The organism is Kineobactrum sediminis (assembly GCF_002868715.1).
GTDB lineage: Bacteria > Pseudomonadota > Gammaproteobacteria > Pseudomonadales > Halieaceae > Kineobactrum > Kineobactrum sediminis.
This window is the reverse complement of sequence record NZ_PKLZ01000003.1, coordinates 389,736-413,445: the sequence shown is the minus strand read 5'-3', so window position 1 is coordinate 413,445 and position 23,710 is coordinate 389,736. Positions and strand designations below refer to the sequence as shown.

The 23,710-nt window shown below is 59.6% G+C and carries 21 protein-coding genes; 7 read left to right on the top strand and 14 right to left on the bottom strand.

The features are described from left to right. The first annotated feature begins 36 nt into the window (after positions 1-36). Positions 37-1,176 carry an acyl-CoA dehydrogenase family protein gene (locus tag CWI75_RS07165; RefSeq protein ID WP_101520788.1) on the top strand — a complete coding sequence of 380 codons (1,140 nt, stop codon included), beginning with the start codon at positions 37-39 and terminating at the stop codon, positions 1,174-1,176. Between the two features lie 27 nt (positions 1,177-1,203). Continuing rightward, the gene (locus CWI75_RS07160) at positions 1,204-2,703 is read left to right on the top strand and encodes a flavin-containing monooxygenase (protein WP_101520787.1); all 1,500 of its coding nucleotides are present in this window, start codon (positions 1,204-1,206) and stop codon (positions 2,701-2,703) included. A gap of 4 nt (positions 2,704-2,707) precedes the next feature. Here the strand turns inward: CWI75_RS07160 and CWI75_RS07155 are convergent, their stop codons facing one another. Genes CWI75_RS07155 through aptA form a run of 3 tightly spaced genes read right to left on the bottom strand, consistent with a single transcriptional unit; the run spans position 2,708 to position 6,327 of the window. Further along, the gene (locus CWI75_RS07155; RefSeq protein ID WP_101520786.1) at positions 2,708-3,919 is read right to left on the bottom strand and encodes a CaiB/BaiF CoA transferase family protein; all 1,212 of its coding nucleotides are present in this window, start codon (positions 3,917-3,919) and stop codon (positions 2,708-2,710) included. 49 nt (positions 3,920-3,968) lie between these two features. Further along, on the bottom strand, positions 3,969-4,940 hold the full coding sequence (locus CWI75_RS07150; RefSeq protein WP_101520785.1) for an AEC family transporter: 972 nt from the start codon (positions 4,938-4,940) through the stop codon (positions 3,969-3,971). Between the two features lie 49 nt (positions 4,941-4,989). Continuing rightward, complete coding sequence (gene aptA / locus CWI75_RS07145; RefSeq protein ID WP_101520784.1) at positions 4,990-6,327, bottom strand: omega-aminotransferase AptA; 1,338 nt, start codon at positions 6,325-6,327, stop codon at positions 4,990-4,992. A gap of 112 nt (positions 6,328-6,439) precedes the next feature. On the opposite strand from aptA, the gene CWI75_RS07140 reads away from it, so the two are divergent. Beyond that, complete coding sequence (locus CWI75_RS07140) at positions 6,440-7,366, top strand: LysR family transcriptional regulator (protein WP_101520783.1); 927 nt, start codon at positions 6,440-6,442, stop codon at positions 7,364-7,366. 28 nt (positions 7,367-7,394) lie between these two features. Here the strand turns inward: CWI75_RS07140 and CWI75_RS07135 are convergent, their stop codons facing one another. Both CWI75_RS07135 and CWI75_RS07130 read right to left on the bottom strand, forming a co-directional pair. Continuing rightward, positions 7,395-9,116 carry an FAD-dependent oxidoreductase gene (locus CWI75_RS07135; RefSeq protein WP_101520782.1) on the bottom strand — a complete coding sequence of 574 codons (1,722 nt, stop codon included), beginning with the start codon at positions 9,114-9,116 and terminating at the stop codon, positions 7,395-7,397. Positions 9,117-9,245: 129 nt separating this feature from the next. Beyond that, positions 9,246-10,589 carry an amidohydrolase gene (locus CWI75_RS07130; protein WP_101520781.1) on the bottom strand — a complete coding sequence of 448 codons (1,344 nt, stop codon included), beginning with the start codon at positions 10,587-10,589 and terminating at the stop codon, positions 9,246-9,248. Positions 10,590-10,782: 193 nt separating this feature from the next. Between CWI75_RS07130 and CWI75_RS07125 the strand changes: the two genes are divergently transcribed. Further along, positions 10,783-11,256, top strand: a complete 474-nt coding sequence (locus CWI75_RS07125) for a c-type cytochrome (protein WP_101520780.1) — start codon at positions 10,783-10,785, stop codon at positions 11,254-11,256. 71 nt (positions 11,257-11,327) lie between these two features. Here the strand turns inward: CWI75_RS07125 and CWI75_RS07120 are convergent, their stop codons facing one another. The 5 genes from CWI75_RS07120 to CWI75_RS07100 form a co-directional block, all read right to left on the bottom strand. Further along, a complete protein-coding gene (locus tag CWI75_RS07120) occupies positions 11,328-11,978 on the bottom strand; it encodes a cytochrome b/b6 domain-containing protein (protein WP_101520779.1) in 651 nt (216 codons plus the stop codon). Next, positions 11,975-12,394 (bottom strand): protein tyrosine phosphatase family protein, encoded by a 420-nt coding sequence (locus CWI75_RS07115; RefSeq protein ID WP_101520778.1) that lies wholly within the window; start codon positions 12,392-12,394, stop codon positions 11,975-11,977. The genes CWI75_RS07120 and CWI75_RS07115 overlap by 4 nt, the downstream gene beginning before the upstream one ends. A gap of 16 nt (positions 12,395-12,410) precedes the next feature. Further along, on the bottom strand, positions 12,411-13,937 hold the full coding sequence (locus tag CWI75_RS07110) for an arylsulfatase (RefSeq protein WP_101521013.1): 1,527 nt from the start codon (positions 13,935-13,937) through the stop codon (positions 12,411-12,413). An 83-nt stretch (positions 13,938-14,020) separates the two neighbouring features. Further along, the gene (locus tag CWI75_RS07105) at positions 14,021-14,776 is read right to left on the bottom strand and encodes a sulfite exporter TauE/SafE family protein (RefSeq protein WP_206604660.1); all 756 of its coding nucleotides are present in this window, start codon (positions 14,774-14,776) and stop codon (positions 14,021-14,023) included. A gap of 16 nt (positions 14,777-14,792) precedes the next feature. Then, positions 14,793-15,896: a phosphoribosylaminoimidazolesuccinocarboxamide synthase gene (locus CWI75_RS07100; RefSeq protein WP_101520777.1), complete on the bottom strand. Its 1,104-nt coding sequence runs from the start codon at positions 15,894-15,896 to the stop codon at positions 14,793-14,795. Positions 15,897-16,089: 193 nt separating this feature from the next. Here CWI75_RS07100 and CWI75_RS07095 point away from each other — a divergent pair, with 193 nt between their 5' ends. The 3 genes from CWI75_RS07095 (at position 16,090) to CWI75_RS07085 (ending at position 19,708) form a co-directional block, all read left to right on the top strand. Further along, a complete protein-coding gene (locus CWI75_RS07095) occupies positions 16,090-17,094 on the top strand; it encodes a phospholipase A (RefSeq protein WP_101520776.1) in 1,005 nt (334 codons plus the stop codon). Between the two features lie 123 nt (positions 17,095-17,217). Further along, positions 17,218-17,646: a group II truncated hemoglobin gene (locus CWI75_RS07090; RefSeq protein WP_101520775.1), complete on the top strand. Its 429-nt coding sequence runs from the start codon at positions 17,218-17,220 to the stop codon at positions 17,644-17,646. A gap of 4 nt (positions 17,647-17,650) precedes the next feature. Next, entirely contained in the window at positions 17,651-19,708 is a 2,058-nt protein-coding gene (locus CWI75_RS07085; RefSeq protein WP_101520774.1) for a TonB-dependent receptor, read from the top strand. Between the two features lie 10 nt (positions 19,709-19,718). Here CWI75_RS07085 and CWI75_RS07080 read toward each other — a convergent pair whose 3' ends face one another. The 4 genes from CWI75_RS07080 to tsaB form a co-directional block, all read right to left on the bottom strand. Then, positions 19,719-20,726: a tryptophan--tRNA ligase gene (locus CWI75_RS07080; protein ID WP_101520773.1), complete on the bottom strand. Its 1,008-nt coding sequence runs from the start codon at positions 20,724-20,726 to the stop codon at positions 19,719-19,721. 70 nt (positions 20,727-20,796) lie between these two features. Beyond that, complete coding sequence (locus CWI75_RS07075; protein WP_101520772.1) at positions 20,797-22,104, bottom strand: M18 family aminopeptidase; 1,308 nt, start codon at positions 22,102-22,104, stop codon at positions 20,797-20,799. Between the two features lie 37 nt (positions 22,105-22,141). Then, complete coding sequence (locus CWI75_RS07070) at positions 22,142-22,942, bottom strand: undecaprenyl-diphosphate phosphatase (RefSeq protein WP_101521011.1); 801 nt, start codon at positions 22,940-22,942, stop codon at positions 22,142-22,144. Next, complete coding sequence (tsaB, locus tag CWI75_RS07065; protein ID WP_162300013.1) at positions 22,942-23,649, bottom strand: tRNA (adenosine(37)-N6)-threonylcarbamoyltransferase complex dimerization subunit type 1 TsaB; 708 nt, start codon at positions 23,647-23,649, stop codon at positions 22,942-22,944. The genes CWI75_RS07070 and tsaB overlap by 1 nt, the downstream gene beginning before the upstream one ends. Positions 23,650-23,710: the final 61 nt, after the last annotated feature.

Sequence of the window (23,710 nt, the reverse complement as noted above, 5' to 3'; positions counted from 1 at the left end):
GCCGCGGCCGCCGCCACCTATTATGGAGTTTACCTGATGGATAACGAAGAACTGACCCTGTTTCGGGACATGGCACGGCGCGCTTTCGAACAGGAAATCTCGCCCCATTATGAGCAGTGGGAAGAGGACCATATGGTGCCCCGCGAATTGTGGCGCACGCTCGGCAGCGCGGGCCTGCTCTGCGCCGACGTGGATGAAACCTATGGCGGTGCGGGCACCTCGCCCCAGGTGACCCTGATGCTGATTGAGGAACTCTCGCGCATGGGCTTTGGCGGTTTCGCATCGGGTTTTGGCATTCACTCCAACATCGTGGCCCCCTACCTGTCCCGTCACGGTACCGACGAGCAAAAGCAACAGTGGCTGCCCAGGATGGTGACCGGTGATGCCGTCGGTGCACTCGCCATGACGGAGCCCGGCGCCGGCTCCGATGTCCAGGGCATTCGCACCAACGCGACCCGCGACGGCGACGAGTGGGTACTGAACGGTTCCAAGATCTTCATCACCAACGGCATGCATGCCGACCTGGTCATCGTTGCCGCCATTACCGACCCGGGCAAGGGCGCCAAGGGCACGTCATTGTTCCTCGTGGATACCTCCCTGCCCGGCTTTGAGCGCGGCAAGAAAATCGAGAAAATCGGCCAGCATGCGTCGGATACGGCACTGCTGTTTTTCCAGGACATGCGGCTGCCGGCCAACGCGCTGCTGGGCCAGGAAAACAAGGGCTTCATGATCATGATGGAAGAGCTGCCGCGAGAGCGTCTGGGCATTGCCGCCCAGGCCGTGGCCGCCACCGAGGGCGCACTGGATATCACGGTTGCCTATGTGCTCGAGCGCAAAGCCTTCGGCCAGGCGATTGCCAGCTTCCAGAACACCCGCTTCAAACTGGCCGACGTGCGCACCGAGATAGCACTCAACCGTGCGCTGTATGAACAGTGTGCCGATGAGTACAGCCGCGGCGAGCTCACCGCGGACAAGGCCGCCATGCTCAAGCTGGCCTCCTGTGAAATGCAGTGCGCCACGGTGGATGAATGCCTGCAGCTGTTCGGCGGCTACGGCTATACCGTGGAATATCCCATCTCACGCTTCTACACGGATGCCAGGGTCCAGCGCATCTATGGAGGATCTTCGGAGATCATGCGCGAACTGGTGGCACGTTCCATACTCGGTCGCGCCTGAGCCATCGCAACAAGGTAACCCTTGAATATGCAACAGTATTTCGACGTCATCATTGTGGGCGCGGGCCTCACCGGGATAGGCGCAGCCGTGCACCTGCGCGAGCTCTGCCCCGGTAAAAGCATTGCACTGCTGGAAAGCCGCGATGCCATGGGCGGTACCTGGGACCTGTTTCGCTATCCGGGTATTCGCTCGGACAGTGACATGCATACACTGGGTTACGATTTCAAGCCCTGGCAGGACGCGAAGGCAATTGCCGATGGGGAATCCATTCTCAACTACATCCGTGATACTGCCCGCGAACATGGTATTGAACAGAACATCCGTTACGGGCACCGGTTACAGGCCGCCCGATTCTCTTCGACCGAGGCACGCTGGACACTGGATGTCGAGGTAGCCAAGGACAAACAACCGCAGGGCACGCGGGCATCGACAGAATTCGACTGCCAGCTCCTGCTGATGTGTACCGGTTATTACAATTACGAGCATGGTAACGAACCGGTATTCCCCGACCAGGCCCTGTTTCAGGGGCCGGTTGTGCATCCACAGCACTGGCCGCAGGACCTCGATTACGCCGGCAAGAAGGTGGTTGTTATCGGGTCGGGTGCCACCGCGATGACCCTGGTGCCGGCACTGGCAGCGAGTGCCGCGCAAGTGACCATGCTACAGCGCTCGCCTACCTGGGTCATTTCGCGGCCCGATCGGGATCGGCTTGCCAATGCCCTGCGCAGGGTGTTGCCGGCACGAGTGGCCTATTCGCTCACGCGCTGGAAAAACACCCGCCTCCAGCAATGGTTCTATCGCCAGACACGGCGGCATCCGGAGCGGGTCAAGCGACGCCTGCTGAGCATGCTGCGCAAGGAGCTGGGCCCGGATTTTGACGTTGATCGCCACTTCACCCCGGCGTACGACCCCTGGGACCAGCGCCTTTGCCTGGTGCCCAACGGTGATTTATACCAGGCGCTGAGATCGGGCAAGGCACAGGTAGTAACCGATCATATAGCCGCCTTTACTCCCAGTGGCATCCGGCTGCAATCCGGGGCCGAGCTGGAAGCCGATATTATCGTGACCGCCACCGGGCTGGATGTCTCATTACTGGGCGGCAGCCGCTTTGAAGTCGATGGCGAGCCGGTGAATTTTGACCAGACCTGGACCTGGCGCGGAATGATGTATTCCGGGGTACCCAACCTGGTGAACACCTTCGGTTACATCAATGCGTCCTGGACCCTGCGCTCGGACCTGATCGCCCGTTTCGCCTGCCGGCTGCTGAACCATATGGACAGCATCGGTGCCGAACAGGTCACACCACAATTGCGTGCCGGGGATCAAAACATGCCGGCGCGGCCGTGGATAGAAAGCTTCAGCCCCGGCTACCTGGAGCGGGTAATGCACCTGCTGCCGAAGCAGGGCGACCGGCAACCGTGGCTGAATTCCCAGGACTATGGCGTGGATAAACAAACCCTGCCCGGCGCACCGCTGGACGATGGCACTTTGGTCTTTCGCAGTCCCGGCGAGGCTCGGGACAACTAACAGGCTACGCCTGGCCGGGGCAAATCACGCCGTCGGCCGCCAGCGCCTGCAGGTCATCATCCCCGAGCCCTAGCAGCCCCTGCAGGATCTCCTGATTGTGGCTGCCAAGGCTGGAGCCCGGCCAGTCGGTGCGCCCGGGCGTTGATTCCAGGCGCGGCATAATCGCCGGTATCTTCAGTGGCTTGCCGTCAATTTCCACCTGCTCGAACATGCCCCTGGCCTGGTATTGTGGATCCTGCAGCATATCCGCCACACTGTAAATCGGCCCAACCGGCACTCCCGCCTCCTCCAGAACGCTGATGATATGGACGGAGGAATGCCGGCCACACCAGAGGGTCAGCGCCTTGTCTATTTCATGTTCGTGCTGCACCCGGCCGGCATTGTCCGCCAGCGCCGGGTCGGCCGCCATGTCCGAGCGCCCGGCGGCCGTCATCAGCCGCTTGAAGATGGAATCGCCATTGCCGCCAATCACCACGTACTTGCCATCGTCACAGTGGTAGGTATTGGTGGGCACAATACCGGTCACGGTGGTGCCGGAGGGTTCCCGGATGATACCGGCACCATCATATTCCGGCACAATCCCCTCCATCAGGTTGAATATGGACTCGTACAACGCGACATCCACCACTTGCCCCTCCCCGCCGGCCTTGTCGCGCTGCAGCAGCGCCAGCGCGATACCCAGCGCTGCGTGCAGTCCCGCCACCGTATCCCCGAGGCTGATATTCGGACGCACCGGGGCGTGGCCGGGCTCACCATTGATATAGCGGAAGCCGCCAAAGCCCTCGGTCACCGAAGCGTAGCCGGGCTTGTTCGCATAGGGGCCGGTCTGGCCGTAACCGGAAATTCGTGCGTATACCAACCCGGGATTGCGGGCTTTCACCACCTCCGGACCCAGGCCCCAGGCCTCCATCGCCCCGGGGCGAAAGTTCTCCACCAGCACATCGGCCGTATCCAGCAGTTGCAGCACCAGTTCCCGGCCGCGCTCGCTTTTCAGGTCGAGGGTAACGCTCTTTTTATTGCGACCCAGGCTCCGGTACCATAGTGACGTGCCATCGCGGATTATGCGCCAGCCCCGGACAGGGTCACCGCCCGGTGGCTCAACCTTGATCACTTCCGCGCCGAAATAGCCCAGAATGGTTGCGGTGAAAGGTCCTGCCAGCAATTGTCCCAACTCGATAACCCGCACACCGTCCAGTGGTCTTGCGCCTGTTGTCACCGCCAATACCTCCTTGCCAAAACTGTCGTTGTCTTGCGGATTGCCTGTGTCACACCGGCACCGCGGCCAGCCCTGCCAGCACCAGTGCGGCAAAACCCAGGGTCACGGTCACGATGGATAAGAGCGTAGTGAGTACAATGATGTTGGCCGCCAGGGTACCGTCTCCCCGTGCTGCGACCACCATCACGAAGCTCGCAGCCGCGACCGGCGAGCTTAACAATAAAAACAGTACTCCCAGTTGCGCGCCGTCAATGCCCATGGCGACCGCGACCAGCATTCCCAGCACTGGTGCAACGCACAAACGCCAGGCAGTAGCCTCCCAGGTAACAGCCCCCGCCGTGTACACAATATTGAGGCGCATCGCCCCGCCGATACAGGCCAGCATCACGGGCAGGAAAAATTGCGACAACCCCCAACCGATATCGGCTGATACCGCAGGCAGTGGCAGACCTGATACGGCCACACAGACCCCGGCAAAAATACCGATAAGCAACGGGTTCACGATAATGCCCCGCACTATACCCAGCAACGACCGGCTACCGCCATGGGTTACCTGCAATACCCACACCGCCAGCACATTGTACAACGCTGTCATCAGCGCTACCGGCAGCGCTGCCAGCATCAGGCCCTGCTCACCGTAGGCCGCGTGGCACAAGGCAAAGCCGATAATGGCAAGATTGGAGCGGAAGGCGGCCTGGACAAACACACCCAGTGCGGGCCGCGGGAAATTACGCCAGCGGCCGTAAGCCCAGCTCGCCGCCAGGGTTATTACTGTGGCTATGGCACCGGCCAGCAGATAAGTGGCCCCGCCCAGGCCCGAGAAGTCGATACCGGCGGCGCTGATGAACAGCATCAGTGGTAAACCGACGTTAAAGGCAATACGCGATACCGCGTCAATGAACCCTGGCGACAATACGCCCGCGCGGCGCAAAACCATACCCAGCACCACCCAGCCAAACGTGGGTACGCTGACCGAGAGTGCGGTGAGGAACAGGTCTGGAAAAGCGGATGCCGACAACATTCAGGAGCCTTGAATCAGAGGCCCCTATTATGCCAGTTCCTGCACCCGGTTAGGCCAGCTCTTGCAGAGATTCTCCCAGTGCGGTGAGCAGGCTGTCGATTTCGCTCTTTTCGATCACGAAAGGCAGCCCCAGCTGGATGGTGTCGCCGCCGTAGCGAACATAGAAGCCTTTCTCCCACATGCGCATCGCCACCTCATAGGGCCGGCGTGCGGGTTCGCCGGTAAAAGGCTCCAGCTGCAGGGCACCGGCAAAACCGAAGTTGCGAATATCCACTACATGGGGAAAACCGCGTAACTGATGAAGGGCATCCTCAAAATACGGTGCCAGGGACGCGACCCGCGCCGGCAATTGCTCCTGCTCCAGGATATCCAGGGCGGCAATGCCCGCGGCACAGGCGACCGGATGCGCGGAATAGGTATACCCGTGGGGGAACTCCAGCATGTAGTCCGGCCCTCCCTGATCCATAAACGTCTGATAAATATCCGCCCTCGCAACCACGGCCCCCATCGGCACCGCACCATTGGTCAATTGCTTGGCCACATTCATGATATCGGGAACCACCCCAAACGCATCGGCGCCGGTCATGGCACCGCAGCGACCGAAGGCCGTGATCACCTCATCAAAGATCAACAGGATGTTGTTGGTCGTACAGATATCACGCAGGCGCTGCAGGTAACCCGCCGGCGGTGGAATGACACCTGCAGAACCCGCCATGGGCTCGACAATAACCGCGGCAATATTGCTGGCATCGTGCAGCGCGATCATCTCCAGCAACTCATCCGCAAGCTGCCAGCCCTGGTGCGGCATGCCCCGGGCAAATACATTCTGTGGCAACAGGGTATGGGCCAGATGGTCGGCGTCTACCCCTTGCCCGAACAGCTTCCGGTTGGCACCGATACCACCGACCGAAATGCCCCCGAAATTAACACCGTGGTACCCCTTGGCGCGTCCGATCAGCCGGGTCTTGCCGGGCTGCCCCTTCAACCGCCAGTAGGCCCGTGCCATTTTCAGGGCGGTATCCGCGCACTCGGAGCCGGAATTGGTGAAGAATACATAATCCAGTCCCTCCGGGGTCAGGGCCTTGATCCGGTTGGCCAGCTCAAAGGACAGCGGATGCCCATACTGGAAGGCCGGCGCATAGTCCAGGGTCTGTAACTGGCGATGCACCGCATCCGCGATTTCCGGTCGGTTATGGCCGGCGCCACAGCACCACAGCCCGGACAGGCCATCGAGAACCCGGCGCCCGTTGTCATCAATGAAATGAACACCGTCGGCGGCCACGATCATCCGCGGGTCGCGCTTGAACTGCCGGTTGCCGGTATAAGGCATCCAGTGGGCCTCGAGCTGTTCCCGGGTCAATTTCCGGCTGGCAGGCATAGTGGTCATCGCAGTTGTTTCCAGTGTGTGTGGCGAGCATTCTAGACCCGGTCTTTAAGTGCATAAATCATTATCTATCACCACTAACATTCACTATCATGAAACATTAAGGAGGTGATCCATGTCGCGCAAAGCCCTGCTGGGTAACGTTACTGACAATGACCTGCGACTGTTGCGGGTTTTTCGAGCGGTTGTCGCCTGTGGTGGTTTTGCCGCCGCCGAACTGGAGCTGAATATCAATCGCTCTACTATCTCCCGCCATATCAAGGATCTGGAGACGCGCCTGGGCTTTACCCTCTGTCGTCGCGGTCGCGGTGGCTTTGCGCTCACCGGCGAGGGCGCCCAGCTGTACGGCAGCACGCAAAAAGTCATGGCGGCCATGGAGGACTTCCAGCACGAAGTAAATGATATCAACCAGCGCCTTACCGGCTCACTGGCCATCGCCATCTTCGACAAGACCGCCTCCAATCCGGCCTGCCATATCGACCGCGCCCTGGCGGCATTTGACCACGTTGCGCCCGGGGTGCACCTGCAGATGCACGTGGAACCCATCAACGCCATTGAGCGCGGGGTAATGGAGGGGCGTTTCCACCTGGGGGTTATCCCGGACCATCGCCCCTCGAGCAGCCTCCGTTATTACCGACTGTTCGACGAGCAGATGTATTTGTACTGTGCCGCGGGGCACGCCCTGTTTGGCAGCGCCCCGGGGCAACCCGCCAGCAGCGACATCCAGGCCTGCAAGTATGTCGGCATCGGCTATCACTCGCCGAATATGGAAATTACCCGCCAGCGCGGCCAGCAACGCGACGCCACCGCCTGGGACCAGGAAGCCGTAGCTCACCTGATTCTGTCGGGTCGTTATATAGGCTACCTGCCCCAGCATTACGCCGCCGGTTTTGTCGGCGAGCAGCGCCTGCAACCATTGCGGCCGGACATTTTCCAGTATGTCTGCCAGTTCAGTGCCATTGTACGCCAGTCGCCACCGCCGAGCCGGGTAGTGGAGACGCTACTGGAGACCCTGGTGGCCAGCCACGGCAGTCCCGCCTGAAATTGTGCCCGGGCCAGCCGACCACCACCTAGGGCGCGTCGGGTTCCCGGTAGCCGGTGATCGCCTTGGCGGCCTGGTAGGCGAAGGTCATCGCGGGGCCGAGCGTTGAGCCGGGACCCGGATAACAGGGCAAGGTGGGGGCACTGCAGTTGCCAATGGCATACAGGCCCTGGATCACCGAGCCGTCTTCACGCAGCACCTGGGCGTCGGCGTTGCACACCATGCCGCCCTGGGTACCGAAGTCACCCGGGTCTACGCGCATGGCGTAATAAGGCGGTTTATCGATGGGCGCCAGGCAGGGGTTGGGACTCACCCGCGGATCACCGTAGTAGCGATCGTAAGCAGAGTCGCCACGGTGAAAATCCAGATCGGTCCCGGTAACGGCGTATTCATTCATTTTGGCGACGGATGTGGCCAGGCCCTGGGGGTCAACATCTATTTTACTCGCCAGTTCGGTAATAGTGTCGGCTTTGGCAAAAAAACCTTCCTGCTCATAGCGCGCGGGGATCGCCCAGTCCGGGCGAAATGCGCTGGTATAAAGTGGGCCGACAAAATAATTGGCGCGAAAATTGGCATCAAATATCTGCCAGCTGGGGATGCAGGGATTTTCCTCTGTGTGCTTCTCAAAGGTTTCCAGCTGGAACGCCATGTAGTTTTGCGACTCGTTGCCAAAGCGCTCTCCCGCCGGGTTTACCACAATTGAACCCGGGTAGGACTTTTCCATGATACTCAGGCGCGGAATCTCCTCTCCCGGCACTGAAATGGTATTACACCACCAGGCACCATCCATCAGGTGCATTTTCGCGCCCAGACGCTGGCCTTCCAGAATCGCATCGCCGGTGTTGTCCAGGGTACCGGCACTCCAGCGGTGGTCAGTGGGCCTGGGCAGGTACTGCTCACGCATGGCCTGGTTATGCTCGAAGCCACCAGCCGCCAATACAACGCCCTTACGGGCCTGGATACGCAGGGTCTCGCCATTGCGCACCACTTCAATACCCAGCACCACGCCCTCTTCGTCGATTATTCGCTTCATTGGCGTATTCAGCCACAGGGGTATGTCGCGGTCCTGCATGGAGGCACGCAGGCGAGCGACACCGGCACAACCGGTTGCCAGGCGACGGTGGTACTTGTCCCGCAACCGCCAGGGAATATCCAGCAGGTAATCGGCTACCAGCTTGACCGCCGTTTTCCACCAGCCGGGCTGTTGGCCGATCAGCAGGGCCGCCTCAACCTGGGTAAAACCAATTCTGCCACCCAGGTGCATCATCGGGTGGGTTCGACGCAGGCGTTGCCACTCGCTGCCCAGCTCGCTGGCGGCAAAGGTTTCGGGTTCCATTGAACGGTGGCCTTCCATAGCCCCCTCAAGGTTGGTGTAGTAGTCCGGATAGTGCTCGAGCGTGACATAGCGCACCCGGGTTCGCTGGTGAAGGAAGTCCACCATTTTCGGGCCGTTTTCAAGAAAGGCGTCCAATTGATAGTCCGGGACTTCCTCTTCGGTGATCAGCTGCCGCAAATAGGTCCGGGCTTTTTCGACGGAGTCCTCGGCACCCGCTGCGCGGGCGTAGCGGTTGCCGGGAATCCAGACACCGCCACCGGAGATTGAACTGGTACCCCCGTAGAGATCCGATTTTTCCACCACCAGTACATCCCGGGCACCCATTTCATAACTGCACAACGCTGCCGTAAGACCGCCATTGCCCGAACCGACCACGACGACGTCGTAACTGTAATCCCACTGCTGCGTGCTCATGTATCACCTCATTACATCAAGCACACATGGTAGCGTAGCCAGGGACGTTTTCCGCAGAGCCACGCTGCGTTACCCGCAGCAGGTTCAAAAAATTGGTCGGTTCCCCCTGCGGATCAGGCGAGTGAGGCTTTATTGCGTGCCGGGTGCCTGCAACAGGCTCTTCAATGCAACCACGGTCGCCTCAACACCCAGGGTAATCGCCGGCTCAGGCGTTATCTTGAAAAGGGGTGAATGGTGCGACGGCACGGGCTCGCCACCAGCGGCCTCGCGGGCGAAATGCTCGGGCGGGGTGCCGCCAACCGCGAAATAGGTGCTGGGAATGTAGGGGTCGGTGGTAAAGAAGCCAAAGTCCTCCGCGCCCATCCCCTTGCGCTTGCCATCCTGGAAGACCTGCTCGCCAAAGTGGGCACCCCAGGTTTCACGCAGTTGCCGGGTCAGGGGCGCATCATTGATGGTCGGCGGTACCGACTCGCGTTCGGCGACAATCACCTCCGGCAATTTGTCCTCCGGCAGGCCGGCCACCCGGCCCATGTTCTCGGCGATACGCTTGATACCCGCCAGCAACAGGTTCCTGGTTTCCAGGTCGTCGTTGCGCACGGTAAGCTGCAGGTGCGCGCGATCGGAGATAATGTTGTGTTTGCTGCCGGCATTGAACGCGCCCACCGTGATCACACCGGCATCCCGGGGCGGCAACTCGCGGGACACCACTGTCTGTAGCGCCAGCACAATCTGGCTACCCAGCACCACAGGGTCTACGCCCTGGTGCGGGCTGGCACCGTGAGCGCCAATACCGTGCACAATAATGTCCACGGTATCAGCGCCCGAATAAGGTGAGTCCTCCGTTACCCCAAGGCGACCGGCAGGCAACTGCGCCGCCACATGAAAGGCCAGGGCATAATCCGGCTGCCCGAAACGCTCCCATATATTGTCTTCCATCATGGTTCGCGCGCCGACAATGCGCTCCTCTGCCGGCTGGCCAATCAGCATCAGGGTGCCGGACCACTGGTCGCGCTGGGCAGCCATCAGCCGCGCCGTACCCACCAGGCTGGTAATATGGACATCGTGACCACAGGCATGCATCACGAAGACCTCCTGGCCCGACTCATCCACCTGTTTTGCCCGGGAGGCATAAGGCAGGCCGGATTTTTCTTCCACCGGCAGGCCGTCCATATCGGCGCGCATCATCACCAGCGGCCCGGGACCATTTTCCATCAGCGCGACGATACCGGTACCCCCCACGCCTTCGCTAACCTCGAAACCCGCGCTGCGCAATTCTTGCGCCAAGCGGGCAGCAGTGGCGTGCTCCATGCCCGACAGTTCAGGATTCTGGTGGAAGTGAAGAAACAGGTCACCGAGGTGACGCTCATAATCGGCCGTAACCAGGGCACTGAGATCCTCGGCACGTGCGGGGAAGGCGATAATTGCAAGGCACAACAACAGGTTGCGGACGGGATTTCGGCAGGACAGGCGCATGGGCGGTTCCGGTTGGCTGGGTGAGCCTCTAGGCTAACCAGCGGGCGCCTGATTGGCAACTGTAGCCTGCAGCCCGCTTGATAACGCCTCAAGCCGGGCATTACTTGCCAAAACAGCTACGCACCCGTTAGCATGACTGAGGATCCAGCCTTCACAAAAATGGCCAACAATACGCTGCAGGAGTTCATCCACCATGCCCACTCGCAAGCACGCCCTCGCCCTCGTTTCAGCCGCCGCACTGGCCTTGTCCCCACTGGCGCTTTCGCACCTGGATGACAAGGAATTTCACCAGTCCTATCGCCAGTCCTACTTTGCTTTGCTGGCCTCCAACTTCGGCCCCATGGGAGCCATGGTCAAGGGCGAAATGCCCTGGAACCAGGAACAGCTGGAAGGGTTTGCCAGCGATTTCCAGGCAGTGACATCGCTGAACATCATGCGCGGATTTCCCGAGGGATCGGAACGCGGCACCACCCGCGCCGAGCCGGCCATATGGGAAAACAAGGAAGATTTCCGGGAAAAATTCGGCGACCTGAAGGCCGCCGCTGACGATCTTACCGCCGCGGTAATGAGTGGCGAGAAAGACGCAATAGCACAACAGGTAGGCGCCGTTGGCAAGACCTGCAAAGCCTGCCACGATGAATACAAGTCGAAAGATTACCTGTATTGATCGCTCCTCTGGGGCGTCGCGCCGGGTTTTACGACAGCGGTGCCCGCCCGGTTTAATGCCCGGGCATTTCCCTACCACATGCGTGGAGGCGGCGGCACCAGGCTAAGCAGTCCCCACAGCAGCAAGGCCAGCGCAGCAACCAGCATCACTGCCCGCCACCGCGGTACCGGGGGTGACATGCCCTCTCTCCCCTCGGCATGCCCCCTGATCATTGCCTGCACATACTTTTTGCGCCGCCCCCATTGATACCAGGCGACGGCGGCCAGGTGTATCGCGATAAGGCCCAGCAAACCGTTAAAAGCCCATTCGTGCACCACGCCCATCGTATCGCGGAATGAACTATCGACCAGGTGATACAGCGGACCGTTGAACAACACGTCATCACTGTTGAAGAGCCCACTGCCGGCCTGCAATAAGAGTAATGCCAGTAACGCGAGAATGGACAACCCCCCAAGGGGGTTGTGACCCGGAAATGGCGCCGTGTCGCCACGCAGGTACGCCAGGGTGTTGCGGGGGCCGCGCAGGAAGTCCCTGAAGCGCGAATGCCGACTGCCCACAAAGCCCCACAGGATACGGAACACCACCAGCAGGATAACCGTGTAGCCAATCCACTCGTGGCGCTCCATCTGGCCCTCTTCAGCTGTCCACCACGCCAACGGCACCAGCAATACCAGGGACCAGTGAAAACTCCGGGTGGGCAAGTCCCACAATGGTATGGTCAAAGATCTCGCGCCATCAGGCTGCGGCCAAGGCCCGACAGATCAAATCCCAGGGATCGCGCCCGTTCCAGGGCCTCAGGTAATTCCTCGCGGGGCCGGGTGGCGACCCAAAGACTGATGGAGCGGGTACCGGAACGGCAAAACGCCAGCACCGGGCCACTCGCATTATCGAGCATTTCACCATAGTGAACCGGATCCGGCCCGGGAAAGTCTGTTGGTCCCACGGGGTATTCTATATATTCCAGCCCAGACTCACGGGCGGCGGCGGCAATGGCCGACGAGGCCGGCTGGCCCGCCGCTTCACCATCCGGGCGATTGTTCACCAGAATGCGAAAACCGGCGGCGGCAATATCGGCCACATCGGCCACATCGATTTGCCCGGCTACCGATAGCCTGGGCGTTACAGTGATTGTTTTCAACGCTACTGTTCCTTGCTTACTGTTCCTGAATGGTGTCCATGATCTGGTCTATGGTAAACGACGCCGGCCGCTGGCGGGGCGGAAACTGGTGCAGCGACTCGACAAACTGTGTAACCGCCGCTGCCCCCAGCATGCCTGCCCAACCGATCTTCCGGTCCCACCAGACATTATAACTGTTGGAGTCGGTGTCGGCGCGCTCAAAAGGATCGCGCCGCAGGTTGAATACCTTGGGAATCCTGAGCTGGACAAACGGGTCCCGCCAGACATCGAACCGTTTGGAGCGCTGCTCGGCATACACCAGTTTCCAGTCGCCGACCCGGGTGCCCGTGAGCAGGCCATCATCACTGAAGTAAAAGAATTCCCGCCGCGGGCCGGCATCCGATTGACCCGTCAGGTAAGGCAGGAAATTGTAGCCGTCGAGGTGGACCCTGAAGGTCTTGTCGCCGACACGCTTGCCTTCTTTCAGTTCCTCTTTGATGGCGTCCTCACCCACTGCGGACATCAGCGTAGGCACCCAGTCCAGGTGCGACATGATGGTGTTGCTGATGCTGCCCGCACTGATTTTACCGGGCCAGCGCACCATCGCAGGCACCCTGTAGCCGCCTTCCCAGTTGGTGTTCTTCTCCCCGCGATAAGGAGTGATTGCCGCATCGGGCCATTGATTGAAATGCGGGCCATTATCGGTTGAGTAAAAAACAATGGTGTTGTCCGCGATGCCCAGCTGGTCCAGTTTCGCCAGCAGGGTGCCCACATGGCCATCGTGCTCTACCATGCCATCGTTATAAAAGCCCTGGCCACTGATGCCGAGGTTCTCATCTTTAACGTGGGTGTAATAATGCATTCGCGTGCTGTTGAACCAGACAAAAAACGGCTTGTCCTGCGCGTGGGCCCGGTCGATAAAATCCAGTGATGCCGACAGGAATTCCTCGTCGATGGTTTCCATGCGTTTACGGGTGAGCGGGCCGCTGTCCTCTATACCGCCATCAGCGCGGCTGTAGATCACACCACGGGGACCGAAGCGCTGGTGAAATTGCGGGTTTTTTGGGTAATCCACGTCCTCCGGCACTTCTTCCGCATTCAGGTGATAAAGATTGCCAAAGAACTCGTCAAAGCCATGGTTGGTCGGCAGGAATTCATCGCGGTCACCCAGGTGATTCTTGCCAAACTGGCCGCTCATGTAGCCGTGTGGCTTCAACAACTCGGCCAACGTCGGATCTTCGGGCTGCAGGCCAGTTTCGGCGCCGGGTACGCCAACCTTGGTAAGGCCGGTACGAATGGGGTGCTGCCCGGTAATAAAGGCCGAACGCCCTGCCGTACAGCTCTGCTCTCCGTAATAATCCGTGAAAAGCATGCCTTCATTGGCGATACGGTCGATGTTCGGGGTCTGGTAACCCATCTGCCCGAGGCTGTACCGGCTAAGGTTCCAGATACCGATGTCATCACCCCAGATTACCAAAATATTGGGACGTTCTGCGGCCTGCACTGCAGCGGCCAGTATCAGGCCCGCAAACAGCAAACCACTACGTACAATACGTGTTTTCATTATTGTTCTACCTGTGTCGGCGTTCTCCTGCATGATACCCGTTCGGGTATCATCAAAAAACCCCGCATTGCCGCAGCCGCGGCTCAACCCAATAATGTGCTGACTCCGTTCCACAGCAGGCGCAAGCCCAGTATCACGAGGAAAAAGCTGATGACGCCGTAATAGATTTCGGGGTTAGAGCGCTTGACCAGGTAGTGGCCCAGCTTTACGCCCACCGGGGCAAGTGGCACCAGGACCAGGGAGTAAAGCAGGTTGGTAGTATTAAACTGGCCCAGGGCATAATATGGCACCAGTTTCACCACGTTCACTACCGCAAAAAAAACCACCGCGGTGCCCGCGAACAGCAGCGGGGGCAACCCCTTGGGCAGTAAATACAGGGTGAACGGCGGGCCACCCGCGTGGATACTGAAACTGGTAAAACCGGCCAGGGTACCAAAGAACCCCGCCGGCAGGAGGCGATGCTCAGTGCCCGCACCCGCACTGGAACCCAATAGCCGCTGCAGCCCGAATAACAATGCCATAGCCCCGATCAGGATTCGCATATAGCTTTCATTGACCGCGCCAGCGGTCAGGTAGCCAAGCGCGATGCCAACCAGCGCGCCCGGCAGCAGCAACACCAGCGCCCGGCGGTCAAACACACCCCAGTAGGTTTTTATCGCAAACCCGTCCATCACTACGAGGATAGGCAGCAGAATGGCCGCGGCCTGGGTCGGTGACATCACCAGAGACATCAGCGGCACCGACATCATTGCGATAGCCCCACCAAAGCCACCCTTGGCAATACCGTAGAGCATCACCGCCGGAATGCTGACCAGGTAAAAAACCGGATCGTTCAGCACGCAGGCAGGGAAAACATCAGCTGATCAACCCGAAACCGGTATCGAGTATGTCAATAATTTCCTGGCGCGGGTCTTCGGGGAGATGCAGCGGCTGGCCGATAATTTTCTCCGCCAGGCCGACATAGGTATCCGCTACTGCCATCAACACTGACGCCGGCAGTACCGTATTGCGGGCCAGGGCCAGGCGCTCGACCATGCGATCCTTATTCAGCAAAATATCGGGGTCGGGGAAGTGATTCAACAGCAACTGGCGAAAACCTTCTTTCGAGTTTTCCACCACCTGCCCCTCGCGATAGGCGGCACCATCCCAGATTCGCGAAGAGTCTGGTGTGCCCACTTCGTCCATATAGATCAGCTGCTCATCGCCCGCGACATCGGTCACGTAACCGAATTCGAATTTGGTATCCACAAATATCTGGTCAACTCCGGCCAGCTCGCGGCTGATCACTTCAAAGCCCTCACGCAGCAGCGTCTCGTAACGATTCACGTCTTCCGGTGCGCGAAAGTTGAACGCTTTGTAATGGGCCAGCAGGTCGTTACGGGTGATATTCACATCATCCTGGGCGGGCACCCCCGGGATGCCCTCCAGGATACCTTTGGTGGAAGGCGTTATTATCAGTTCGGGCAGTTTCTGGTCCCGGCTGAGGCCGTCCGGGATACGGATGCCACAAAATTCCCGTTCACCCCTGGCGTAAGCGCGCCACATGGAACCAGTGATATATTGCCGGGCAATGGCCTCAATCATTATCGGACGGGCTTTTTGCACGATCCAGACCAACGGGTGCGGAATTTCCAGGATATGGCTATCGGCCAGTCCCTGCTCCCGAAACAACCGAAACCAGTGGTTGGAGATGGCGTTCAGGGCCGCACCCTTACCCGGCACACCGTGCATACCGCCCTCGCCGTGCCAGATACATTCAAACGCAGAGATGCGGTCACTGATGACCATAACGGCCAGGGGCGCATCCGCGGCCACGGCGTAGCCTCGCTCGGCAATCAGGCGGGCACTGTCGGCGCTATCAAGCCAGTAAACCGAGCGCACCTTGCCGGAGTGCACCGGAGCACCAGTGCGGATCGGCAGATCGTTATTGGCCGCCAGCACTCTGCTTGCAAAATTCATTCAAGATCCCTGTATTATCGGCGCACAAACGTTATTATGCAGCCGCGAAAAAACGCATCGGCCCAACGCCACAAATTCTAACAGAATGGGCAGCGCCAGGCATCTGCAATACGGTGCCTGACCGGCTACACTGTATAGCGGCAATGCCGCCGTCACTCATACGACTGCCCCCCAACGGAACGGATATTCCCGGATGATCGCCAGAATACTCACCCTTGCCCTGCTGTGGTGCACGCTACTGGTCGCCGCGCCCGGTGCCACCGCAAACAGTCTCCTGGAGTGTACCGGCATAACTGACGATGGCGCGCGTCTCGCCTGTTTCGATGCCGTGGCGGAAAACGTGGTACGGGCCGAAGAAAAAGCGGGCCCTGCCATCGACTCCGCAATTACCATTGCTCCGGAGATAGATGAATTGCTGTTCGGCAAACGCCTGGCAGAGGAAGCCGCGATCACCGGCAACGCCTGGGTCATCACCCCCCACGAACGCAACTACCTGCTCCCCCTGACATACGCTACCGGCATCAACCAGGATGCGTGGGACCTGAAGCAACCAAACAGCAGCAGCGCGCGCAGAGTTGAGACTAAATTCCAGATCAGCCTTAAAACCCTGCTCAAGGAGGACATACTCGGGGCCGGCAGCAACCTGTGGGTTGCCTATACCCAGGAAAACTGGTGGCAGGTTTATAAGTCATCATCGCCATTTCGGGAAACAAATTATCAGCCGGAACTGACGCTGGCTTTCGACAATGACTGGCGCTTTCGGGGCTTTACCAATACGGTTGTCAGCCTGAGCCTCAACCATCAGTCCAACGGCCAGGGCGGCGACCTGTCCCGCAGCTGGAACCGGATAGTAGCCGCCGCCGTACTGGAACGCGAGCGCATGAGTCTTATCGTGCGCAGCTGGTATCGTATTCCCGAAAGCAGCAACGATGACGACAACCCCGACATTGATGATTACTACGGTTACGGTGACATCAAGGGTATCTGGAAGTGGCGCGAACACGAGTTCGCGGTCAAGCTGCGCAATAACCTGCAACGCGACAATCGGGGGGCAGTTGAGCTGGAGTGGAGCTTCCCGATCAACCGGCGCTTCAAGGGTTATGTACAGTATTTCAACGGTTATGGTGAAAGCCTTATTGATTATAACCAGCATGGCAATCGCCTGGGCGTAGGCATATCGATGACGGATTTACTATGAAAAAAGGTCACCAACAGCAACGCCACGTGGTTTACAGGTTTAGATAATCACCCGCCCCGGCAGGAAAACGGGGCCCCGGACAGGTATACTTCTACCAGGTTTCCAGCAAAGAACGTACAGACTATGACGACACCCAACACACCTTTTCAAATCCTCGGCGAAAGCGGCATCCAGCGCCTGTGTGAAGATTTCTACCGGATCATGGATACCCGGGCGGAAGTCCGGGAATTACGCGCCATGCATGCGGCGGACCTGGGCCCGGTTACTGAAAAACTCGCTGAATACCTGACCGGCTGGATGGGCGGCCCGCCCCGCTACGCCGAGAAATACGGCAGTGTCTGCCTGACCGAAGCCCATGCGCCTTTCCACATCGGCCCCGAGGAACGGGACCAGTGGTTATGGTGCATGGAGCAGGCACTGGCCGCCGGCGATGCCGATGAGGAATTGCGCGAGATGCTGAGGATACCACTGCAGCGTATCGCCGATGCGGTTCGCAACCGGGACCAGCCCAGCGCCACAAAAACCAACCCCAATGTCATTGCCGCCGGATAATTTTATGAAGCACAACATCACACTTGCCACAGGCCTCCTGCTGGCACTGGGCAGCGCCCATACGGTAACCGCCGAACTGGAACAAGTGCTGGTCAGCGCCAAGCGGACCAGTGAAGATGCAGCCCGCCTCCCCCTGGCATGGTCCGCGGTCGGCGAAGATACCCTGGCGTTAACCGGGCATACCCACCCCAACGAAATAATGCAGCGGGTACCCGGTGCCTGGATCAGTCGCGGCAACGGGCAGGAAAGCCTTACCGCGCTGCGTTCACCGGTATTGACCGGCGCCGGCGGCTGCGGCTCGTTTTTCATGGCACTGGATGGGATCAGCCTGCGTGCGCCGGGTTTTTGCAACGTCAACCAACTGTTTGATGCCAACATCGAGCAAGCGGGACGCCTTGAGGTGATCAAGGGACCAGCCGGTGCAACCTATGGCTCCAATGCCATGCACGGTGTCATCAATGTTCTCACGGCGGCACCCGTCGCCGGAGCCGGCCATCAGCTGGCGCTGGAAGCCGGCCCTGATGACTATTACCGGGGCAAGTACCGCTACAGTGACAGCGAAGGCGCTCACGGTATCAGCCTGCGCGCCAATGCCAGCAGCGACGGCGGCTACCAGGATGATTCCGGTTACGACCAGCAGAAACTGACCTTGCGTCACGATTACACTGGTGATATCTGGAGCCTGCAAAGTGTCCTGGATGCCAGCAACCTGGAACAGGAGACAGCCGGGTTTATCCAGGGATTCAAGGCCTACGCAGATGATGAGCTCAAGCGCAGCAACCCCAATCCCGAGGCCTACCGGGACGCCTGGTCAGTACGCGCCTACAGCGAGGCCAGTCGCGAGCTGGGCGCTGGCAAGCGCCTCACCCTCACCCCTTACCTGCGTCGCAACCGGATGGAATTCCTGCAACACTTTTTCCCATGGCAACCGGTGGAGACCAATGGCCACGAATCCCTGGGGCTGCGCGCGGCGATTCACAGCGACGGTGACAGCCTGAGCTGGGTGACGGGAGCCGACCTTGAGTACACTGATGGCTGGCTCAGGGAAGTCCAGAGCGAGCCTTTCAGCCCGAACCAGCCTGCAGGTGTGCATTATGATTATGAAGTGGAGGCGACGGTAGGGGCACTTTATAGCCAACTGCGGCTTGACCTGGGAGAGCGCTGGACACTGGATGGTGGCCTGCGCCTGGAGCACACGCGCTACGACTATAATAATCGTGCCAGTGATGGCCCGGCCTGCGCTCCAAGCGCCAGTGCCTGTCGTTTTTTCAGGGTCGCTGATCGCACTGACAGTTTTACTGACTGGTCCCTCAACATCGGCGCCAGCAGATTACTGGCCCCCGGACACTACGCTTACGTGCGCGCCGCCAACGGCTTCCGGGCGCCCGATACCAGCGAGCTGTACCGGTTGCAGTCCGGCCAGTCCGTGGCCAATCTGGATTCCGAGGTGATCGACAACCTTGAAGCTGGCTTGCGTGGCAACACCGACTGGGGCCTGGACTATACCCTCAGCGCTTATTACATGAACAAGGACGAGGTCATTTTCCAGGACGCCGACCGCCGCAATGTCAGCGGCGCCAAAACAGAGCACTACGGGCTTGAGGCCAGTATCGATTATCGCTCTGCCGGGCAGTGGTACGCGCGCATGGATGTGACCGCTGCCCGCCATCGCTATGACAACGATGCCCTGCCCCGTGGCGTCAGCGATTCGATAGAAGGCAACGATATGGACACCGCACCCCGGATGTTCGGTAGTGCTCGCCTGGGCTGGGAGTTTGCCGAACGCTTTGGCGATGCCACGGTAGCGGAACTGGAGTGGGTCTACATGGACGAGTATTACCTGGAGCCGGAAAATCGCTTTGAATACGAAGGCCACTCCCTGCTCAACCTGCGCGTCAGCGGCGCGCTGACACAACAGCTCGCCGCCACCTTGCGGGTGACCAACGTACTTGATGAAGACTATGCCGAGCGCGCCGATTTCGGCTTTGGCGAATACCGCTACTTCGTTGGCCAGCCACGCAGCGTATTCGTTGAACTGCGTTACCAATGGGGCCAGGGCTAGTCCATACGGGCTAGTCCATACGGGCTATGCCCACAGCTTCACGCACCTGTTTCAGTAACGGCATGCTGTAGCTGCGGGCTCGCTCGGCACCGCGCTGCAGCACCTGCTCTATGTGGCTCGGGTCATCCAGCAACTGCAGGTAACGCTCCCGCGGCGCCGACAGTTCATCATTGATCAGTTCGAACAACTGCTTCTTGGCCTCGCCCCAGGCAATGCCGGCTTCAAATTCGCGACGCATACGCGCAGTTTCACCGGCACTGGCAAAGGCGGCCCATATCTGGAATACGGTGGAATCGTCAGGGTTTTTAGGCTCACCCGGTTCCAGCAGATTGGTCTTGATCTTGTTGATACTCTTGCGCAGCTGTTTTTCAGGGAGGAATAACGGGATCGTGTTGTTGTAGCTCTTGCTCATCTTGCGCCCGTCAAGGCCCTGCAATAATGCGACATTATCGTCCACCACAGCAGACGGCAGGGTGAACAGTTCGGCAAAATTATGGTTGAAGCGCTGGGCAATGTCGCGTGCCATTTCCACGTGCTGAACCTGGTCCCTGCCAACCGGCACCTGGTGCGCGCCAAACAGCAGGATATCCGCCGCCATGAGTACCGGATAACTGAACAATCCCATGGTGACACCAAAATCGGGATCCTCGCCCGCCTCTTCGTTGGCCTGCACCGCGGCCTTATAGGCGTGCGCACGGTTCATCAGGCCCTTGGCGGCGTTGCAGCACAGAATCCAGGTAAGCTCGGTAATCTCGGGAACATCCGACTGGCGATAAAACACTGCCCGCTCCGTATCCAGGCCCAGGGCAAGCCAGGTGGCGGCAATTTCCTTGCTGGATTGGCGAACCATCGCCGGATCCTGGCACTTGATCAGGGCGTGGTAGTCCGCCAGAAACAGGAATGATTCCGTGTCGTCGGCGCGGGAGGCCTCGATAGCCGGGCGAATTGCACCGACATAGTTGCCAAGATGGGGGGTACCGGTAGTGGTGATGCCGGTGAGAACACGCTGCTTGTTCATGATTGTCCTGGTTTGTGTAGCCGGCCCGCAATTCTAGCGGGTCTGCCTGTGAGTGGCTATTAATTGAAAATCAGGCGGGAGTCAGCGAGCCGGGGTAATTGTAAAACCGGCGTAGCACCCTGCCCAGATTACAGGCGTCCTCGCTGCCTGCCAGTTCCCGAATGGAGTGCATGGCAAAGGTTGGCACGCCGATATCAAGCGTGCGAATACCGGTGCCGCCAGCGGTAATCGGCCCGATGGTACTGCCACAGGCCATATCGGTACGCACGACAAATGTCTGTACCGGCACCTCTTCCTCGGCCGCCAGCAAGCGGTACAGCCCAGCTGTTTCAGCATTGGTCGCGTAGCGCTGGTTGGCATTGATCTTGATGACAGGACCGGCATTCAGTATGGGGCCGTGGTTATCATCGTGGCGGTCGGCATAATTTGGATGGATGCCGTGGGCGTTGTCAGCGGAAATCATCATCGAACGCTGGACCAGGCTGAGCAGCCCACTCTCGTCACCGGCAATGCGGCGCAGGGTCGACAGTAGCAACGGCCCCTGTGCGCCCGACGTTGAGAGACTACCCACCTCTTCGTGATCATTGCACACCAGCAAACAGCTTTGCTTACCGTCGGCCTGCAACAGGGCCTGGAGACCGGTAAAGCAGCTGAGAAGGTTATCCAGCCGTGCGGACGCGATAAATTCTTCCCGCAGACCCACCATCGCCGCCGCCTGGGTATCGTAGAATGCCAGCTCATAGTCGAGCACCTTCTGTACCGTGGACTGCGGGTGTTCCACCAGCAGACGCTGGCGCAGAAGCTCGCGAAAATCAGGTATTTCAGGCCCCGCCTGCAGTGCCAGGATCGGCAGAATATCTGTCTGTGGATTTATTTTACGATTCTGGTTTGCCTCGCGATCCAGGTGAATCGCCAGACTGGGAACAATTGCCAGCGGCTTGCGAAAATCGACCAGGGCTGTTTGTAACCGGCCATCGGGGCCGGCAAAACTTACCCGCCCCGCCAGCGAGAGATCGCGATCGAACCACGGATTGAGCAGGGCACCGCCATACACCTCAACCCCCAATTGAAAATACCCGGACCGCTGTTTCTCCGGCGAGGGCTTGACCATCAGGCAGGGGCTGTCGGTGTGGGCACCCACCATACGCATTCCTGCAGCGGGTTCGCCCTCAGTACCGGCGACAAAGGCCACCAGGGAACTGCCATTACGGGTCAGGTAATAACGCTGCCCCGGCTGCAATTGCCAATCACCGTCCGCGGGCAAACCGATAAATCCCGCCTCCTCCAGCCGAGCCACCATGGCGGCCACGGCATGAAAGGGTGTGGTGGCGACGGCAAGAAATGCCAGCAGATCACGATTAAACTCTTGCGAGCGCATAAAAACTCCAGATTCCGTCAATGTGTTGCCGGCGACATCAGGCCAGCCATAAACCGTACAGTATCGCTGCGAGCGCGATACGATAGTAAACAAAGGGCATCAGGCCAACCCGTTCCAGCAAACGCAAAAACAGGCTGATACAGGCGTAGGCGGTTACCGCAGACACCAGTGCCGATCCGCCCAATAACTGCCAGTCTACCGGCTCACCAGTAGCGGCCAGTTGCAGAACCTTCAACAGTCCGGCGCCCGCTATCACCGGAATCGACAACAAGAATGCAAAGCGTGCGGCGTTAGCCCTGTCCAGTCCCAGCAGCAGCCCGGCGGTAATGGTGATGCCGGAGCGGGAGACACCCGGCAGTGGCGCCAGGGCCTGGGCCAGGCCAATCAACACGGCACCAGCCAGGGACAGTGACCGCGGCGCACTCCCTGCTCGCGCACGCCGGTCAGCCAATCCCAGCAGAAGCCCGAACACAAGTGTGGTTGTGGCAATCAATGGCAGGGTACGCGCATGCATTTCAATCAGGTCATCGGCCAGAAAACCCACCACGCAAACCGGCACTGTAGCCACTGCCAGATACCATACCAGCCGGGCATCCTCGTTCATCCTGCCGCCATTTACTGCATTGATGCACCCCACCGTCATCTTCCACAGATCACGTCGGTAGTAGAACACCACTGCCAGTAGCGTGCCCACGTGAACCGCCACATCGAAGGCCAGGCCCTGGTCTGCCCAGCCCAGCAACAGCGACGGAATGACCAGGTGCGCGGAACTGGAGATCGGTAGAAATTCCGTCAGTCCCTGCAGTACCGCGAGTATAAGGGCCTGGGTTGTGTCGATCATCGTTGCGGCCCCTGCTCGGACAGTTTCTTCCAGCTGATTTCATCGCGAACATACACCGGGCAGACATCTTCCGCGGCCTGCACCTTGCCTTCCCGCAACGCCATCAAAGCGGGCGGCAGCAGGTCTCTCGCCGCGGGCAGCAGCTCGCCATGCTGCGCGGCAAACCGGGACTGCACGGCAACGCTGAATGCATCGAGATAGCGCAACCCGGAACCGATGGCCACCATCTTGCGGGTACCCGGCAATACCAGATCCGCCGGCCGGGCAGCGGCAGCCACCGTGAGCTCTTGCAATCTTTCCCGCCCCACTTCGTACAGCGCCCAGTAGAGCTCGCCAATATGCGCGTCAAGCGTACTCAGTACCAGATCGCCTTCGTACACCAGCCCCAGGCGTTGTGCAGTGTATGTCTGGCAGGCGAGTGTCGATATCGGTAATGCCGGCAGTGCTGCCGCAAAACACAGGCCCTGTACCGCACTGGCGGCAATCCGCAAGCCAGTAAAGGAACCGGGACCACTGCCGTAGGCGACAGCCTCGACACCACTACTTGCCAGGGAGCCACGCGGCAGCAGGTTTTGCAGCATGGCCAGTAAGTGTTGGTTATGACGTCGCGGCACCACTTCATAACATGCGCTGACTTCGCCATCGCGGTACAGCGCAACAGAACAGGCTTCCGTTGAGGTGTCGATTGCGAGAATACTTGTCATCGGGGCGGATACCAGAGAAAGTGGAACTGTTGCCGGCCAGGCCATACGAGGGTGCCGGTGT

What these genes read in the sequence shown, in the direction of transcription:
- CWI75_RS07090 (WP_101520775.1), top strand. Translation starts at nt 17,218, where the DNA reads ATGACGACACCCAACACACCTTTTCAAATCCTCGGCGAAAGCGGCATC.
- CWI75_RS07165 (WP_101520788.1), top strand. Translation starts at nt 37, where the DNA reads ATGGATAACGAAGAACTGACCCTGTTTCGGGACATGGCACGGCGCGCT.
- CWI75_RS07080 (WP_101520773.1), bottom strand. Translation starts at nt 20,726, where the DNA reads ATGAACAAGCAGCGTGTTCTCACCGGCATCACCACTACCGGTACCCCC.
- aptA (WP_101520784.1), bottom strand. Translation starts at nt 6,327, where the DNA reads ATGACCACTATGCCTGCCAGCCGGAAATTGACCCGGGAACAGCTCGAG.
- CWI75_RS07110 (WP_101521013.1), bottom strand. Translation starts at nt 13,937, where the DNA reads ATGAAAACACGTATTGTACGTAGTGGTTTGCTGTTTGCGGGCCTGATA.
- CWI75_RS07130 (WP_101520781.1), bottom strand. Translation starts at nt 10,589, where the DNA reads ATGCGCCTGTCCTGCCGAAATCCCGTCCGCAACCTGTTGTTGTGCCTT.
- CWI75_RS07150 (WP_101520785.1), bottom strand. Translation starts at nt 4,940, where the DNA reads ATGTTGTCGGCATCCGCTTTTCCAGACCTGTTCCTCACCGCACTCTCG.
- CWI75_RS07125 (WP_101520780.1), top strand. Translation starts at nt 10,783, where the DNA reads ATGCCCACTCGCAAGCACGCCCTCGCCCTCGTTTCAGCCGCCGCACTG.
- CWI75_RS07160 (WP_101520787.1), top strand. Translation starts at nt 1,204, where the DNA reads ATGCAACAGTATTTCGACGTCATCATTGTGGGCGCGGGCCTCACCGGG.
- CWI75_RS07100 (WP_101520777.1), bottom strand. Translation starts at nt 15,896, where the DNA reads ATGAATTTTGCAAGCAGAGTGCTGGCGGCCAATAACGATCTGCCGATC.
- CWI75_RS07095 (WP_101520776.1), top strand. Translation starts at nt 16,090, where the DNA reads ATGATCGCCAGAATACTCACCCTTGCCCTGCTGTGGTGCACGCTACTG.
- CWI75_RS07140 (WP_101520783.1), top strand. Translation starts at nt 6,440, where the DNA reads ATGTCGCGCAAAGCCCTGCTGGGTAACGTTACTGACAATGACCTGCGA.
- CWI75_RS07075 (WP_101520772.1), bottom strand. Translation starts at nt 22,104, where the DNA reads ATGCGCTCGCAAGAGTTTAATCGTGATCTGCTGGCATTTCTTGCCGTC.
- tsaB (WP_162300013.1), bottom strand. Translation starts at nt 23,649, where the DNA reads ATGACAAGTATTCTCGCAATCGACACCTCAACGGAAGCCTGTTCTGTT.
- CWI75_RS07085 (WP_101520774.1), top strand. Translation starts at nt 17,651, where the DNA reads ATGAAGCACAACATCACACTTGCCACAGGCCTCCTGCTGGCACTGGGC.
- CWI75_RS07135 (WP_101520782.1), bottom strand. Translation starts at nt 9,116, where the DNA reads ATGAGCACGCAGCAGTGGGATTACAGTTACGACGTCGTCGTGGTCGGT.